This window comes from Herbaspirillum sp. NPDC087042 (assembly GCF_044745245.1).
Taxonomy (GTDB): Bacteria; Pseudomonadota; Gammaproteobacteria; order Burkholderiales; family Burkholderiaceae_D; genus Herbaspirillum.
Map to the genome: position 1 here is coordinate 124,493 of NZ_JBIUZW010000008.1, position 16,364 is coordinate 140,856.

The window sequence follows — 16,364 nt, forward strand, 5'->3', positions numbered from 1 at the left end:
TGACTGAGTTGGCGCCTTCGGAGGCTGGTCTTCCGGAGGCGCCGAGCCGTTCCTAGTCTTCCATCGTGGCCGCGTTCCGCGCGCCCGCAACATCCGGTATCTGAACAACAGCAAGGACAGATTCATGGCGCTAAAACATGGTTCGCTCACCGCCTGGGTAGCGGGCTTCCTGGCAGTACTGATTTCGTATGCGGGGCCGCTGGTGATCTTCGTGCAGGCCGCTCATGCGGGGCATATCCCGGCGGCACAACTGGTCTCCTGGATCTGGGCCATTTCCATGGGGGCCGGCGTGAGCGGGCTGCTGTTGAGCTGGTGGTTCAGGATGCCCATCATCACGGCCTGGTCGGCGCCGGGCACGGCCTTGTTGCTCAGCCTCTTCCCCGCCATCAGCATGCCCGAGGTGGTGGGCGCCTACCTGATGGCCGGCGCGCTCATCGCCCTGATCGGCGTGACCGGCTACTTCGAGAAGATCCTGGCCTTCATCCCCAAGGGCATCGCCGCCGGGATGATGGCCGGCATCCTGTTCCAGTTCGGCGTGAATGCCTTCCGCTCCAGCGTGGATGCGCCACTGATGGTGCTGGCCATGCTGGCGGCCTACCTGGCGGGACGGCGCTGGTGGCCGCGCTACGGCATCGTGGTGGTGGCGCTGGTGGGGTTCGCGGTGGCCTTCGCCACCGGCAAGACCGACCTGCGGGTGCTGGGGCTGGAACTGGCCAGCCCGGTCTTCATCGCGCCGCAGTTCAGCATCGGCGTGTTCTTCAGCTTTACCGTGCCACTGGTGCTGGTGAGCCTGACCGGGCAGTTCCTGCCGGGCATGGCGGTGCTGCAGCTGGCTGGATACCATCCGCCCTCGCGCGCGGTGGTGACCGGGACCGGCCTGGCCTCCATGCTCACGGCCTGCTTCGGCGGCATCACTATCGTCCTGGCAGCGATCACGGCGGCACTGTGCACCGGCCGCGACGCCCATCCCGAGCCGGGCAGACGGTATATCGCGGGCATTGCCAATGGCGTCTTCTATCTGGTGGGCGGCTGTTTCGCGGCCTCCATCGTCAAGTTGTTCACGGCCTTCCCGGCGGCGCTGATTGCCGCCCTGGCAGGGTTGGCGCTGATCGGCGCCATCGTCTCCAACATCCGCCTGATGAGCGATGAAAGCACTTACGTAGAACCCTCTGTAATCACTTTCCTGGCGACCGCCTCGGGCATGAGCCTGTTCGGCCTCGGTGCGGCCTTCTGGGGCGTGGTGTTCGGCATGGCGGCGTACTGGCTGCTGGGCCGCCCGGTGAAAAAACAATGACAAGGAAAGAGACAAGCATGGAGATGCAGACAGACCATTTCGACCGGCTGGCGCGCGATGTGCTGGCCGTGGCCCCGGCACGCGCGCATGACCTGGCACGGCTGCGCACCCTGGCGCGCCGCGCGGCACCGCCTACCGTCACGGTGGTGGGCAAGTACAACCACGGCAAGAGCCGGCTGCTCAATGAACTGATGGGCCGCGACCTGTTCTCGGTGGCTGACCGCCGCGAGACCGTGACCCTGGCCGAGCACCTGCAGCAAGATGTGCGCTGGCTGGATGCGCCCGGGTTGGACGCCGACGTGGCCGAGCTGGACGACAGCCATGCCCAGGAAGCGACCTGGCTGCAGGCCGACATCCGCCTGTTCGTGCATGCGGCCAAGGAGGGCGAGCTCGACGCCACCGAGCGCGGCTTGCTGGCCGCCTTGCGCGAGGACCAGCAGCGCACCCGGCGTCAGACCCTGTTCGTGCTGACCCAGGTCGACCAGATGGCCGATGCGGCGCAACTGGAACGGGTCTCCGCCGCCATCCGGGAGCAGGCCCCGCAGCTGGACCTGTACCCGGTCTCGGCGACGCGACACCGTGCCGGCGTGGAGGGGGGCAAGAAGCTGCTGCTGGAGAAGAGTGGCATCCCGGCCCTGCAGGGTTTGCTGGCGGAGGCCATGGCGCAGGTGCCGCAGGCACGCCGGCATGAGACGGCCTTGCTCTTCGGCGAGCTGGCCGCGCAACTGACACAACAGGGCGAGCGGGCGCAGCAGCAACAGCAGACACTGCAACAACGCCAGCAGCAGCAACGCCAGGACTTCGAGACGGGTCTGGCCGAGGTGCTGGAGAAGGTGGCCCAGGATCTGCTGCCGGTACTGGAGGTGCAGGGCATCGATGCCGCCCTCATCCCCGACAGCGCCGCCGATGAATTCAAGCTGACCGCCGGCAAGCGCGAGCGGGCGCGTATCCAGATCGCCTATTCGCGTGCCTGCATCGCCATTCGCGGCCATCTGGTCAAGCATGGCGTGGAAGGCTTGCCGGCCGCCCAGCAGACCTCGGTGCGCAGCCTCGATACGGTCATGGTGGCCGTCATGGGGGTCTCCGTGAAATACCGCGACGACTTGCGCCGCCGTTTCTGCGAGCCGGCCGGGCGGGCGCAACTGACCGACGCCTTCCTGCACTACTACGAACTCTCTGAGGATCGGCAGGCGCTGGTGCAGGCCCTGGTCGAGGCCGGCCAGGCGCTGCAGGCAGCCCGGCGCGCGCAGCAATCGCTGGCGCAGCTGGAGGCCTTATGAGCAGCGGCGAGCACGACTTCATCGAGGCGGTGCGCCATCCGGGCAGCGATGGCATCGACCTGGCGCCGCTGATGACGCGCATGCGGGAATGGCTGGCCAGCCTGGGACAGGCGCTGGAGGCAGGGCGTATCGACAGTGCGGGCTTGCGGCCCGGCAGCGCCCTGGCACTGCGCATCGAAGCCATCCACCGCGAGCTGGAAGAACAGCAGCGCCATCGCCAGCAGCAATGGCAGGCACTGGCCCCGGCGCGCGCCCTGGCGCAGCACTTCGAGGGCAAGGTGATGTTGCTGGTGTTCGGCAAGTTCAATGCCGGCAAGAGCTCGCTCTGCAATTTCCTGGCCGCGCGCTTTGCCCGGCAGGGGCAGGCGGTGCAGTACTTCCACCTGGAGGGCGGGCAGATCGTGGCGAGCGCGCAGGTCTTCCACGAAGGCGCCACCGAGACCACGGCGCGCCTGCAGGGCGTCTGCCTGGGCGACGGCCTGGTATTGCTGGACACGCCCGGCCTGCACTCGGCCACCGATGACAACGCGGCCCTGACCCAACGTTTCCTGGACAGCGCCGATGGCGTGCTGTGGCTGACCAGCTCGACTTCGCCGGGCCAGGTGCAGGAACTCGATGAGCTGGCGCGTGAACTGCGGCGTGGCAAGCCGTTGTTGCCGGTGGTCACGCGCAGCGACGTCATCGACGAGGACGAAGTCGATGGCGAGATCGTCAAGCTGCTGCGCAACAAGTCCGATGCCAACCGGGCCGACCAGGAGGCCGATGTGCGCACGCGTGCCGCCGACAAGCTGCGCTCGCTGGGCGTGGCGCAGGCGCAGTTGAAAGCGCCGGTCTCGGTGTCGGCCCATGTGGCGCGTACCCAGGGCGAGGATGGGCCTGCCATGGCGGGTGCCGGCTTCGACCGCTTGTATGCGGCCCTGCTGGCCTTGCTGGGGCCGGCCCTGTCCTATCGGCAGCGCAAGCCGGGTGAAGTCCTGCTGCATCACCTGCAGGAAGAAGTGCTGGCACCGATGCAGGCCCACACCCTGCCAGCGCTGATCGCCCTGCAGCACGCGGTGCAGACCGAGCGGGACTCGCTGGCAGCGCGCCAGGCGCGCATCGTCCAGCTGGCCTGGCGCGAGATCATCCCGGGCTTGCCGGAGCTGCTGGAGCAGCATGCGCAGGCGGGTGATGTCCAGGCCGTCTGCGAGGCGCTCGTGCAGCAACTCGGCGCAGCCTTTGCACGCCATGCGCAGGCCGTGCTGGAAGGCCACGCACTGGTATTGCCCGGCGCGATCCGGCTGGAGGCCCCGGCGGCGAGCGCTTATGTGCCGGCCAGCGAGGACATGCCGGTGTCCTACGAAAAGCTCTATGCCGACCTCGACAAGGCCGTGCTCACCCTGCTCGACGAACAGGCCGCGGCGCTGGTGCAGCATTGCGAGGAGCGACTGGAGGCGCTGGCGCAGGCGGTGCGCCGCAAGCAGGACATCATCCATCAGGGCCAGCACAGTCTGGCCGCGATTGACCGGGACTTGCGCGGGACGGCGCAGGCCGATGCGCTGGCACATTAAAAGAACAGGCTGCGCAGCAATCAAAAAAGACAGAGAGGAGACAGGAATGTTGACGAACAATCTGAAGGGCCTATGTTTGACCAGTGCGGTCATCGTGGTGGCCGGCAGTTGCTGGAGCATGCTGGCCTCGGCGGGCGGCGCCATCGACACCGGCCTGGCCTTGCTGCTGCCGCTGGTGATGCTGGGCGTGCTGCTGACGGCGCGCCGGTCATCGGCGCCGGACGGGCCAGCCGAAGCGGTCGGCATGTGCTTGCCGATGGTGACCGGGCAGGTGGTGATGGAGGAACTCGCGCCCCAGGGCGCGCAGGTGAGCCAGGAAGATATCGCGGCCCTGCAGGAGCGCGTACAGGACTTGCTGGCCCTGCTGGCGCAGAGTATCGCCGACATGGGGCGAGCCGGTGTGGTGGCCCGGCAGTCCGGCGGCAGCGTCGACCGTGCAGTGGCGGCGGTGCAGCAGGTGGTCGATTCGGTGGCCACGATCAGTCGTTACATCGATGCCTCGCTGCAGACCTATCGTGACCTGGTGGCACAGGCCGCCACCATCGGCAGCATTGTCGAGGATATTCACGAGATCTCCAGCCAGACCAACCTGCTGGCCCTGAACGCGGCCATCGAAGCGGCACGCGCCGGCGAGAGCGGACGCGGCTTTGCCGTGGTGGCCGCCGAGGTCAAGCGGCTGGCGGCGCGGGTGGGATTGTCCAGCAAGGAGATCGGGCGCATCGCCGACTCGCTCAGCCGCTCGTCCGGCCATGCACTGCGCGAGGCCGAGCAGGCGGTGACGCAGGCCGGTGTCGGTCGCACCGGTGCAGCGGCGGCGCACGAGGCCATGGCCGAGGTCATCGAAGGCGCCCGCAAGCGCGTGGCCATCGTCGGCGGGATCAATGACGCGCTGGCGCAGCAGTCGCGGGTGGCGGAGAGGCTGTCGCAGCAGATGCAGGGCTTGCAGCAACAGGGCCTGGCCGGGGTCGTCCTGCCGGACTGAGGGCTGCCGCGCGCTTGCATCTTCCATTGTCCTGGCCTGCCTGGGTGGGCAGGCTTGTCTTCACCGGGGGAAACCATATGGCACAGTTCGCCGAATTGCCGGGAAGGGCCCTGGTGGCGCCCGAACGTCTCTGCATTGCCCGCCGCCTGTTCTTCGAGGAAGGCACGCTGCCCAGCGGCCTTGTGCCTGATCCGGTACTACGCTCCTGGCAGCGCTGTCGCGGCGTCGGCTATCAGGCCGGGGAGAGCACCAGTTTCGACCCCGTCCTGGGCAATGCCGTGGATGCCTTGCGCGAGTGCAGTCGCGACCTGATCCAGGCGGCGCTACCCGAATTCGATCGGCTGGCGCGCGTGCTCGGCGGTGGCGGCTATGGCTTGCTGCTGACCGACGCCGATGGCTTCGCGGTCGCCGTGCATGGCCCGGTACAACGTTGCGGGGAGCTGATCCGGCGTGCGCTGCGGCCGGGCGTCAACCTGTCCGAGGATCGCATCGGCACCAATGCCATGTCCGCCGCCATGGCCGAGGGGGCCGCCGTGGGCGTGTTCGGCCACGAACACTTCTTTGCCCAGCATGGCAGCTTCCAGTGTGCCGCCGCGCCCATCTTCGGCATTCATGGAGAACTGCGCGGGACGATCGACGTCACCCGCGATACGCCGCTGCCGCAGTTCGGCGTGCTCTCGCTGATGCAGGACAGTGCCAATGCCATCGAGGGGGCCTTGTTCCGGGCGGTGCCGGCGCGGTTGCGGGTACTGCTGCGCTGGCGCCATGCCGCCGTGGGCGGACAGGGCAACGCCATGCTGGCCTTCGGTGGCGACGGCGAGGTGCTGGCGGCGAACCATGCCGCGCGCCATCTGCTGGATCTGCACGGCGATATCGCCGGCTTGCATCACGATGATCTGTTCCAGGGGCGCTTTTCCGCTCTAGCCGACCTGCTGGCGCAGCAAGCGCTGGCCGAGTGGCGCCTGCGTTCGGGCCTGGCGCTGTACCTGAGCGCGATCGAGGCCAGGCCGCGTGCGCGCACGACCGCAATCGGCCCATCGGTCGACGCGCTGGCAACGCCGGCAGGCGGCCCAGGCTTCCCCGAGTTCGGCGACGATGAGATCACGCGCGCCCTGCCCAAGGCGGTACGCGCGCTGGACGCCGGCTTGCCGGTGCTGATCCTGGGTGAATCGGGCAGCGGCAAGGAAGTCGCCGCCCGCAGCCTCCATGACAACAGTCGCCTGCGTGCTGGTGCCTTCGTCGCCATCAATTGCGGCGCCATTCCGCGCGAACTGATCGAGGGCGAATTGTTCGGTCATGCCGATGGCGCCTTCACGGGGGCACGGCGAGGCGGTGCCAAGGGTCGGCTGGAGCAGGCCCACGGCGGCACCCTGTTCCTTGATGAGATCGGCGACATGCCGCTGGATTTGCAGACCCGGCTGTTGCGGGTGCTGGAGACGCGGGAAGTCACCCGACTGGGCGAGGCAGGCGCGCGCAAGCTGGAGTTCCAGCTGCTCGGTGCCACGCACCAGCCGCTGGATCAACTGGTGGCACAGGGACGCTTCCGGGCTGACCTGCTGTTCCGGCTGGATGGCATGCGCCTGCTGCTGTCGCCGCTGCGACAACGAAAGCAGTTGCCTGCCCTCATTGCGGTCTTGCTGGCACAGGAGGGGGTGCAGCAGGAGGATATCGAGCCCGCCTGCCTCGACCTCCTGCAGCAGTTGCCCTGGCCGGGCAATTGTCGTCAGCTGCGCTCGGCCTTGCGCCTGGCCCGGGTCGTGGCGGAACCGGGCGAGCCGATCGGCCTGGCGCACCTGCCACCGGAGTTGCGGCAACCGATTGCTCCTGCTGGCGTGCCGCAGCCGGGGCGGGCCAGTACGGGCTCGCTGCAGCAGCACCATCAGGCGCTGCTGGAGGCGACCTTGCGCGAGGTCGATGGCAATGTCTCGGCGGCGGCCCAACGGCTGGGCGTGAACCGTTCCACCTTGCATCGCTGGATGAAGAAGTCGCGCTGACCCTGCCGTGCGGCAGGGCAGCGATATCGCGGACTCGGACTCAGAATACCTTGGCGAGTCTGAGGTTGAAGCGGTTCGATTCCTTGGCCCCGTTCTCGACCTTGACCGACTGGCCATACTGCGCCATCAGTTGCACGCTGGGGCTGACGAACGTGGAGAAGCCCAGCTGCAGGCGGCCATTGTTCATGCGATCGTTCTGGGCGGCGCCATTGAGGGTCGTCGCGCCACCAAAATCCTGGTAGTACGACAGCGCCACCGAGGTGGTGGGTGAGAACATGTAGCGCAAGTGGGTTTGCAGGCCATAGGACGCATCCTGTTCGCGCTTCATGCCGAGGAAGTCATTGTTGTTGCCATAGACCGCATATTCACCGACCACGTCCAGCATGAAGTTGGCGGGCAGCGCCGTCACGTAGCCCAGCTGGAAGATGCCTTTCCAGCGGTTCTCACCGAGATTGACCGGTCCCCTGGCGCCATCGTAGCTGCCTGCCGGGAGCGACACGAACGCCGATACGCCCAGCCAGCGCTGTTGTTCCTGCTGGTTCAGCAGCCACAGCGTTGCGCCCACCAGAGGATCACCCATGCCGCTGGCGGAGACCGGATTGAGCGGACCGAAGGGTGTCTTCAGGTCGACCTTGCCGCAGGGGATGATGATCTGTGGATCGATCACGTAGTCCCCCAGTTTCATGAAATGGACCAGGCGTGCCAGGCCGATATCGGTCACCAGCCTGAAGTCGCCCGCGGTGCGATTGCCGTTGGCGTAGTTGGCATTGCGCTCGGTGTGCTGCAGGTAGAGCAGGCCGAGGTTGGTCCCAGCAGGCAGGGCGGCGTAGTCGCCCGGGTCGGTGGCGATTTCGGCGGCCTGGGTGCCGCCGGCCAGCATGGCCAGTGCGGCGGCGCAGGCCATGAGGGTAGCGCGCAGGGCAGGGGCTGCTTGGTGGGAGGGATGCATGGATGTGTCTCCGTAATTGTGGTTGTGGTTGTGGTTGTGGCGATTCAGGATCAGAAGGGGTAGTGGATCGGCTGGTCGGTGATGCTCAGCCACTGGCTCTGCGTGAATTCGTGCACGCTGGCGGGGCCACCGAAACGGCTGGCGTTGCCCGAGTCGCCCATGCCACCGAATGGCACCTGGAATTCGTTGTTCACGGTCTGGTCGTTGATGTGCACCATGCCGCAGCGCAACTGGCGACCCAGCGCGGTGGCGCGCGCCACGTCGCGGCTGTGGATGGCAGCGGCCAGTCCGTAGGGGCTGGCGTTGACCATCTCGATGGCTTCGCTTTCATCATCGAAGACGGCGATGGGGGCCACCGGGCCGAATAGCTCCTGGTCGTAGACGGCCATGCCGGGGGTGACGGCGGTCAGTACGGTGGGTTCGTAGAACAGCTGGTCGTAGCGGGCGCCGGCCAATACGCTGGCGCCGGCGTCGATGCTCTCGCTCACCAGCGCATGCAGCCGGTCGCGCTGGCGGGCATTGATCAGCGGACCCAGATGGACCTGGCCCAGGTGGGGATCGCCCACCTGCAGCGCCTTGGCCCGGGCCGCCAGTTTCTCCGCATAGGCTGCCGCCACCGAGCGATGCACCAGGTGGCGTCCGGCCTGCATGCAGATCTGGCCCTGGTGCAGGAACGAGGCCCAGGCGCCATTGGAGGCGGCCGCGTCGAGATCGGCATCGGCCAGCACCACCAGTGCATTGTTGCCGCCCAGTTCCAGTGCCACTTTCTTGAGCATCTGTCCGCAGGCCTGCCCAATGGCGCGCCCCACTGCCGTGGAGCCGGTGAAGGCGATCATCCCTACGCCGGGATGCTTCACCAGCGCATCGCCGGTGATTGGCCCGCCCGGGATCACATGCAGCAAGCCTGCAGGCAGGCCCGCCAGTTCGAACAGGCGCGCCAGCAGCAGGCCACCGCAGACCGCGCTGTGGGTGTCGGGCTTGAGGATGACCGCATTGCCCAGTGCCAGTGCCGGCGCTACCGAGCGCATCGACAGCAGCAAGGGGAAGTTCCAGGGCGAGATCACCCCGACCACGCCGATGGGAACCTGCCGCCACTGGTTGTGACGACCCGGCAGGCTGGAGGGAAACAGCATGCCCTCGGGCTGCATCGGTAGCGCGGCCGCCATGTGCAGTTGCTCGCAGCACTGTGCCAGTTCCCATTCGGCCTTGAGCCGGACCGAACCGCATTCGCGGATATTCCAGTGGTTGAAGTCGGCGGCGTGCTGCTGCATGAGGCGGGCCGCTTCGCGCAATATGCGGGCGCGCTCGGTGAAGGAGGTCGCGGCCCAGTCGCGCTGCGCGCGCGCCGCGCTGGTTGCGGCACGGTCGATGTCGCTGGCGCTGCCGATACCGGTGCGGCCCAGTCGCTGCTGGGTCGCCGGTTCAATGACCTCGGCACTGCCGCCGTCGGCGTCGCGCCAGCCATCCGAGTAGATCTTGCCTTGCCAGTGGCTGCTGGTTTCAAAGAGGGATTGCACGGTGTCTGTTCCTTGGGTAGAGAGAGGAAGGATGAGCCAAGATGAGTCAGGCCTGCTGGAGGATCTCGGCCATGCGCTCACCGATGATCATGCAAGGCGCCATGGTGTTGCCGGTGGTCACGCGCGGCATGATGGAGCCGTCGGCCACGCGCAGGCCGTCGATACCCCGCACCCGCAACCGGCTATCGACCACGGCCATCGGGTCGCGCCCCATCTTGCAGGTACCGGTCTCGTGCCAGTAGGTCAGGGCGGCGTCGCGCACGAAACTCTCCATCTGCCTGGGCGAGAGTGGCCCCGGCATCACTTCGCGCTTGGCGAACGGGCGTAGTTCGGCCTGGTTGCCGATCTCGCGGCACAGCTCCACGGCGCGTACCAAGGCCTTGAGGTCGTCCGGATGCGAGAGGAAGTTGGCGTGGATCTTGAGGCGGTCGCGCGGATCGGCCGATTGCAGTTCCAGGTAGCCACGGCTCTTGGGCTGCACCAGTCCCGGCGCGATCGACCAGGCCGCCTGCGGGACCTGGTATTGCTTGGATGTCGATTCCGACGTGAAGGGGATCTCGATCTGGAAGGGTTGCAGGTCCGGTGAGGCCAGCTTGCTGTCGCTCTTCCAGAAGAAGGTGCATTCGGCCAGGTTGTTGCGGGGTGGCTCGGGCGTGTTGTATTCCCAGACGCAGCCACCCAGCAGGATGTGGTCCATGAAATTGCGGCCCACGCCCGGCAGGTGGTGGCGCACCGGCACGCCGGCCCGGCGCAGCATGGTTTCGTCACCGATGCCCGAGAGCATCAGCAGCTTGGGCGAATTGAGCGCGCCGGCTGACAGGATCACTTCCTTGCGTGCGGCAATACGGTGCTGCTGGCCCTGCCAGTTCATCTCCACCCCGGTGGCGCGCTTGCCCGAGAGCTGCAGGCGCTGCACCTCCGCCTGGGTCAGCACGGTCAGGTTCTTGCGCTGCATGACCGGATGCAGGTAGTGCCCCGCCATGTTGCGGCGGCGGCCGTCCTTGATGGAGGTATTGGCGATGGCGCAGCCACCGGGGCCTTCCATCATGGCGCCATTGTGATCGTCGAAGGAGGGGATGCCGATGGCCGCGGCAGCCCGTTTCATCGCCGGAGCGATCGGATTGGGATCCTTGGCCGGCTGGATCCAGACGTTGCCGCCCTGGCCACGATAGGCCGGGTCGGGGTTGCCCTGCCAGTCCTCGATGCGCTTGTAGATGGCCAGTACATGATCGTAATTCCACGACGGGTCGCCCGCCTCGGCCGCCCAGTAGTCGTAGTCGCTCTTGTGGCCGCGCGCATAGGCCATCACATTGATGCTGCTGCCGCCGCCGATGGCACGGCCCATGGCCAGGCTCAGGGTGCGTTGATGCAGGTGACGCTGCGGCAGTGACTTGTCGCCCCATTCGCGTTCGGTCCCGAGGTTGGTGTACCAGACGCCGGGATCGAGGATGCTGGGCGCATCGTCGCTGCCGCCGGCTTCCAGCAGCAGCACGCTCACGTCCGGATTCTCCGACAGGCGACTGGCCACCACGCAGCCCGAGGAGCCGGCGCCGACCACGATATAGTCATAGGCGGCCTGCAGTTCCCTGGCGCGTTCGGCCTGGTTGCTGGCGATGGCTTCGGCTTGCTGGGCGATGCTCTGGATGGATGCGGCACTCATGCCCAGGGCGGCAGCCAGTTTGATGAAATGGCGGCGCTCGATCTTGCCTGTGGCGAGCGCCTGTTCCAATGCGTTGATGCGGTCACCGCGTGCGAGGTCATCGCCGCAGGGCGTTCTTGTGTCCATGAAGTCTCCGTTTATTGATGTTGTCCAGTAGCTTTGGCGCCTGGCGGGGCTTGCTATCGCAAGCGTTGTGCCAGCCTCGAGTGCTGCCCCGGGAGAGGTGCAAGTCCTTGAAAACAAAGGATTCACGGTGCCATGCCGACGTTGTACAGGCGAGCGGACGTGACGCGAATTGCGCCAGTGCATGCGGCACAGAGGCAGGTTGCAACAGTCTTGGTGGCGAGATGGGGGGAAGGAGTCATGCTCTAGTTCGTCAGAATTGAGGGGCACTGACAGAAATCCAGGCGGGGCTGGCGTATTTTCGTGTGTCCGTTAGGATCTCGCGCTTCAGCCAGAGAATGGGATTGAGCGTATGGTCGCGAAAGTGTCATCGCCGCGAGTGAAGGCGGACTTGTGTTTGCTGGCAAGCGAATTGAAATTCTCCCGGGATGCGCATTCTCGTCACTACGTGCTGGCAGCAGGACGTCGAAGCGGATTCGAGCATCTGGTCTGCTATTGCGGCAAGAACGGCAAGCTCGTCGTCCGGCATACTGATCGCGCGGTGGATTGTGTGGGGCTTCCCAGATTGCATCTGGCGCGCGCGAAGACAAAGCGGGAACGGCTGGTCATACACCACAATCATCCATCTGGTCTTGCACTGAGTGTTGCCGATGTCAGGCATCTACTGGAGCGCCCCGGATTGCTGGAGATCTTCGCCCATGGTCACGATGGCTCATGGTATTGGGCGACATCCCGAAGAATTCGGGATGGGGTGGAGATGATCCAGCATGGCGAATTGGCCTTCATCAAGGGTATTCGTTCCCTGGGCGCGCGTGGCGTCTTTTTCAACGAAGCGCTGGGCCCACATCTTTTCAATGTTGCCCTTGAACGGGCTGGTATGATCCGGTACCGCTATGAACTCAGCAACGCAGTCGAGGACAGACTGAAGTCTGTCTCTAAGCTGCATGCAATTTGGCTGTTTGACCTGGTCAAGAAAACGATCGAGAAAGCGAGGCGATGATATGTTGTTTCTGGAAAGCCCCTCTCCACTGGCATCGGTGAGCACATGGCTGCAATGGGAAAAGCGCCTCGACGAACTCAAGAGCAATGATGAAACGGTCATTGCCGAAAAAAAACGCGCCCGCAGGGTCATCGCGGCGTTGATGGGCCAGGAAGTCGTCTCCGATCTTTCCGGGCAGCGTTGACGCCAAGTGTCGCTTGTTTCGTTGTTGCCGTATCAATAAACAGCCTATCCCGGGCACACGGTCGTAAATTATTTCGCGTTGTCATTGCGTAACGTTTCCCTGTGGCTATCCATGCCATTCCTTGCCTGACGCGGCCTGCCGCCTTGTCCTTGCCTTTTCGGCATGGATCATTTCTTAAATTTGATATGGTCGGCAATGCAGGCCGCTCCTAGAATCGTCTGGCAAGTCAGTATCGCAAGTACCGGTCGGGGCCGGTCTTGCCGTGCCGGCACAGGGGCAAGCCGGTCACGACGGGCCGCCAGGGATGGTCCGCCGCCGGGGTGCCGTGGATAACGCGGTAGGAATGACAATAATGATCAAGAACATACGTATCGGTTCGCGCCTGGGGGCGGGGTTCGCCGTGGTGCTGGTGTTTTCCATGGTGGTGGCGGCCACCGGTATCTGGCGCCTCAAGACCGTGGCGCAGCAGACCCAGCAGATGATGGATGTGCCGCTGAAGACCGAACGCCTGGTCTCGCAATGGAATACCCTGCTGCTCATCGCCATCCAGCGCACTACCACCGTGGTCAAGAGCCGCGATCCGGAACTGGAAGCCTTCCTGGGCAAGGAGGCGGCCGCCTCCAGCAAGGAATCGGCGCAGACCCTCAAGGACGTCGAGACCCTGCTGACCAGCGATGACGAAAAGAAGCTGTTCGCCACCATCAATGCCGCCCGCAAGCAGTTCCTGACGATCCGCGATGAAATCTACGCCGCCAAGAAGCAGGGCGATGTCGCCAAGGTCGACCAGCTCTATCAACAGCAATACACCGGCATCGCCAGGAATACCCAGGTGGCGATGGGGGCATTGCTCGATTTCGAGCGCGCCCGCATCGATGAGATATCGGCACAGATCCAGCGCGATGCCGCCAGCAGCCAATGGCAGATCTTTGCGCTGGAAGCGGTGATCCTGCTCTGCGGCGTGGCCTTTGCGGTGCTGCTCACACGCAGCATCACGCGCCCGGTCCACGCGGCGCTGGCCATCTCGCAACGCGTGGCCGCCGGTGACCTGACCTCGCGTGCCGTGGTGGTGGGCCGCGATGAACTGGGCCAGCTGGTGACGTCGCTGCAGGGCATGAGCGAGCGCCTGCATGGCGTGGTCTCTACCGTGCGCCATGGCGCCGACAGCATCGCCATCGCCTCGGGCGAGATCGCCAACGGCAACCTGGACCTGTCGGCCCGTACCGAAGAACAGGCCGGCGCGCTGGAAGAGACGGCGGCCTCCATCGAGCAGCTCACCTCCAGCGTGCGTACCAATTCCGAGAACGCCCACCAGGCCAATGACCTGGTCAGTTCGGCCGCCTCCGTGGCGGGGCAGGGTGGCGTGGTGATGGACCAGCTGATCGCCACCATGGCTACCATTAACGAGTCCTCGCGCAAGATCGTCGACATCATCGGGGTCATCGATGGCATCGCTTTCCAGACCAATATCCTGGCCCTGAATGCAGCGGTGGAGGCGGCCCGCGCCGGCGAGCAGGGACGCGGCTTTGCCGTGGTGGCCTCCGAGGTGCGGGCGCTGGCGCAGCGTTCGGCGGCGGCGGCCAAGGAGATCAAGCAGCTCATCGATGATTCGGTCGACAAGGTCGGCGCCGGCAGCGCGCTGGTGGCGCAGGCCGGCAAGACCATGCAGGAAGTGGTGGGCAGCGTGCACGGCGCGCATACGCTGGTGGGCGAGATCAGCACCGCCAGCCGCGAACAGGCCGAGGGCATCCATCAGGTCAATCAGGCGGTGGGCCAGATGGATGGCGTGACCCAGCAGAATGCCGCGCTGGTGGAACAGGCCGCGGCCGCCGCCAAGTCACTGGAAGACCAGGCCGCTGAGCTCAAGCGCGCGGTGGCCTTCTTCTCCTTGCAGGCGGCATGAAAAACGATCGCCGGCTGATGAGGCCGGCGATCGTTCCGTGATGCAGGAAGATGGGGGAGGCTTCAGGCCGCGCGCAGGAACTCGGGGCCGAAGTCCATCAGCACGTCGCGCACCAGCGTGGCGGTGCTCTGGCAGCCCAGCTTGTCCTTGACGCTGGCGCGATGCACGTCCACCGTCTTGACGCTGATATTGAGATCGCGGGCGATGAGCTTGCTGGACTGGCCCATGATGACCTTCTCCAGAATCTCGCGTTCGCGCACCGTCAGCGTCTTCAGGCGCGCCTTCAGCAACTGGCGGCGCTCGCGGGCCTGCAGGTTGCCAGCCACGTTCTTGAGCGTCATCTGGATACGTTCCAGCATCTGCTGCGAGTTGTAGGGTTTTTCCAGGAAATCGACCGCGCCATTGTGCAGGGCGCGCACCGACATCGGGATATCCCCATGCCCCGAGACGAAGATCACGGGAATGTCAGCGCCGATTTCCTTCAAGCGGTCTTGTAGCTGGAAGCCGCTGATCTCCGGCATGCGTACATCCAGGATCAGGCAGGACAGGCTATTGGCGTCGTAGGCCTTGAGAAAGGCTTCCGGGCCATCGAAGCACTCGGTGCGAATGTTGACCGAGCTCAGCAGCCAGGCCAGCGACGTGCGAACGGCTTCGTCATCGTCGACGATGTAGACCACCGGCGGGTTGCTGTCCATCATCTCTCCTTGTCTCGTCAAAATGGAGCCGGCTTGCACCGGCGCAATTTCCGACCCTCTCGATTTCTTGGTGGGCTGGTCGGCATAAATCAAAGCAGCACGCTTTGACCTATGCAAAAAACAGGCCTGAAATTCTCGGGATCAGCGACACTTTACCATCCCCAGAGCGGTGAAGGTCTAGGTATTTTTACCTAGATGATCTGCCGCAATCCCCTGTGGGGCGGGCATTTGGCACGAATTGTGTGCATCGTGGCCATACCTTAACCTGCTGTTATCGAGCGCCGTGCATCATCGGCGTGCAAACCAGGGAGTTTCCATGAGCGCCAATGCAGTACAACAAGACAACGCCACCTCATCTGCATCGTCCGACACCGGTGCCAATACGTCGCCGGCACGCCCGCTGCCCGCACCCGAACAGCTGGAGTTCCGCCACGCCATGGCGCACCTGCCGGCGGCGGTGTCCATCATCACCACCGATGGCGAGGGCGGGCGTTGCGGCATCACCGCCAGTGCGGTGTGCTCGGTGACCGATACGCCGCCCACCATCCTGGTGTGCATCAATCGTGGCAGCGCCATGCATGACGTCTTCAAGAAGAATGGCCGTCTGTGCGTGAACGTGCTCTCCGACGAGCTGGAGCAATTGGCCATGCACTTCTCCGGTGCTACCAAGGTGCCCATGGAAGAGCGCTTCTCCTGGGACATCTGGGAAGTCCCGGGCGAGCTGGGTCAGCCGGTGCTGGCCGATGCGCTGGTGAAGCTGCAGGGACATATCCGCGAGTTCAAGGAAGTGGGGACGCACTCGGTGATGTTCGTCGAGCTGGCCGAGGTCAAGGTCAATGAGAAGAAGGACAGTCTCATCTACTTCAATCGCCTGTTCCACAAGGTCAAGCGTACGGCGTTGTAGCCTATCTCCTGCGCCCGGAAAAAATGCCGTCCGTGTTCGTACCGGACGGCATTCGTCTTTCTGGGAAACCATCAAAAAACCGTTCGGACTGAGTAGCCGCGCAGCGGCGTATCGAAGGTGCGACTACCTCCGCGCCTTCGATACGCGGCGATGCCGCTACTCAGTCCGAACGGGGGAATGGTGTTAGTTCCGTCTCAAAGGTCGAACACCAGCGCCTTTCCGGGGACCATGAAATAACCGTTCGGACTGAGTAGCCGCGCAGCGGCGTATCGAAGGTGCGACTACCTCCGCGCCTTCGATACGCGGCGATGCCGCTACTCAGTCCGAACGGG

Annotated in this window: 13 protein-coding genes; 9 read left to right on the forward strand and 4 right to left on the reverse strand. The window is 65.1% G+C overall.

The window, feature by feature from the left end:
* Positions 1 to 124: 124 nt before the first annotated feature.
* The 5 genes from ACIPHN_RS12830 to ACIPHN_RS12850 all read left to right on the forward strand — a co-directional run bounded on the left by ACIPHN_RS12830 (position 125) and on the right by ACIPHN_RS12850 (position 7,100).
* The gene (locus ACIPHN_RS12830) at positions 125 to 1,294 is read left to right on the forward strand and encodes a benzoate/H(+) symporter BenE family transporter (protein WP_400436668.1); all 1,170 of its coding nucleotides are present in this window, start codon (positions 125 to 127) and stop codon (positions 1,292 to 1,294) included.
* 17 nt (positions 1,295 to 1,311) lie between these two features.
* Entirely contained in the window at positions 1,312 to 2,574 is a 1,263-nt protein-coding gene (locus ACIPHN_RS12835; RefSeq protein ID WP_400436670.1) for a GTPase, read from the forward strand.
* Entirely contained in the window at positions 2,571 to 4,124 is a 1,554-nt protein-coding gene (locus tag ACIPHN_RS12840) for a dynamin family protein (RefSeq protein WP_400436672.1), read from the forward strand. The genes ACIPHN_RS12835 and ACIPHN_RS12840 overlap by 4 nt, the downstream gene beginning before the upstream one ends.
* 46 nt (positions 4,125 to 4,170) lie before the next feature.
* Positions 4,171 to 5,106: a methyl-accepting chemotaxis protein gene (locus tag ACIPHN_RS12845; RefSeq protein ID WP_400436673.1), complete on the forward strand. Its 936-nt coding sequence runs from the start codon at positions 4,171 to 4,173 to the stop codon at positions 5,104 to 5,106.
* A 77-nt stretch (positions 5,107 to 5,183) separates the two neighbouring features.
* A complete protein-coding gene (locus ACIPHN_RS12850; protein WP_400436676.1) occupies positions 5,184 to 7,100 on the forward strand; it encodes a sigma-54-dependent Fis family transcriptional regulator in 1,917 nt (638 codons plus the stop codon).
* Between the two features lie 40 nt (positions 7,101 to 7,140).
* On the opposite strand, the gene ACIPHN_RS12855 is transcribed toward ACIPHN_RS12850, so the two are convergent.
* The 3 genes from ACIPHN_RS12855 to ACIPHN_RS12865 are packed head-to-tail and all read right to left on the reverse strand — an operon-like array spanning position 7,141 to position 11,352.
* A complete protein-coding gene (locus tag ACIPHN_RS12855) occupies positions 7,141 to 8,049 on the reverse strand; it encodes a transporter (protein ID WP_400436679.1) in 909 nt (302 codons plus the stop codon).
* Positions 8,050 to 8,099: 50 nt separating this feature from the next.
* Complete coding sequence (locus tag ACIPHN_RS12860) at positions 8,100 to 9,566, reverse strand: benzaldehyde dehydrogenase (protein ID WP_400436682.1); 1,467 nt, start codon at positions 9,564 to 9,566, stop codon at positions 8,100 to 8,102.
* Between the two features lie 46 nt (positions 9,567 to 9,612).
* A complete protein-coding gene (locus ACIPHN_RS12865; RefSeq protein WP_400436683.1) occupies positions 9,613 to 11,352 on the reverse strand; it encodes a GMC family oxidoreductase in 1,740 nt (579 codons plus the stop codon).
* 349 nt (positions 11,353 to 11,701) lie between these two features.
* Between ACIPHN_RS12865 and ACIPHN_RS12870 the strand changes: the two genes are divergently transcribed.
* The 3 genes from ACIPHN_RS12870 to ACIPHN_RS12880 all read left to right on the forward strand — a co-directional run bounded on the left by ACIPHN_RS12870 (position 11,702) and on the right by ACIPHN_RS12880 (position 14,433).
* On the forward strand, positions 11,702 to 12,349 hold the full coding sequence (locus ACIPHN_RS12870) for a hypothetical protein (RefSeq protein WP_400436686.1): 648 nt from the start codon (positions 11,702 to 11,704) through the stop codon (positions 12,347 to 12,349).
* A 1-nt stretch (position 12,350) separates the two neighbouring features.
* Positions 12,351 to 12,533, forward strand: coding sequence for a hypothetical protein (locus ACIPHN_RS12875; RefSeq protein ID WP_400436688.1), 183 nt, complete (start codon positions 12,351 to 12,353; stop codon positions 12,531 to 12,533).
* A gap of 352 nt (positions 12,534 to 12,885) precedes the next feature.
* Entirely contained in the window at positions 12,886 to 14,433 is a 1,548-nt protein-coding gene (locus tag ACIPHN_RS12880) for a methyl-accepting chemotaxis protein (protein ID WP_400436690.1), read from the forward strand.
* A gap of 62 nt (positions 14,434 to 14,495) precedes the next feature.
* Here the strand turns inward: ACIPHN_RS12880 and ACIPHN_RS12885 are convergent, their stop codons facing one another.
* The gene (locus ACIPHN_RS12885) at positions 14,496 to 15,128 is read right to left on the reverse strand and encodes a response regulator transcription factor (protein WP_400436692.1); all 633 of its coding nucleotides are present in this window, start codon (positions 15,126 to 15,128) and stop codon (positions 14,496 to 14,498) included.
* A gap of 316 nt (positions 15,129 to 15,444) precedes the next feature.
* Between ACIPHN_RS12885 and hpaC the strand changes: the two genes are divergently transcribed.
* Positions 15,445 to 16,032 (forward strand): 4-hydroxyphenylacetate 3-monooxygenase, reductase component, encoded by a 588-nt coding sequence (hpaC, locus tag ACIPHN_RS12890; protein ID WP_400436694.1) that lies wholly within the window; start codon positions 15,445 to 15,447, stop codon positions 16,030 to 16,032.
* The last annotated feature ends 332 nt before the right edge of the window (positions 16,033 to 16,364 follow it).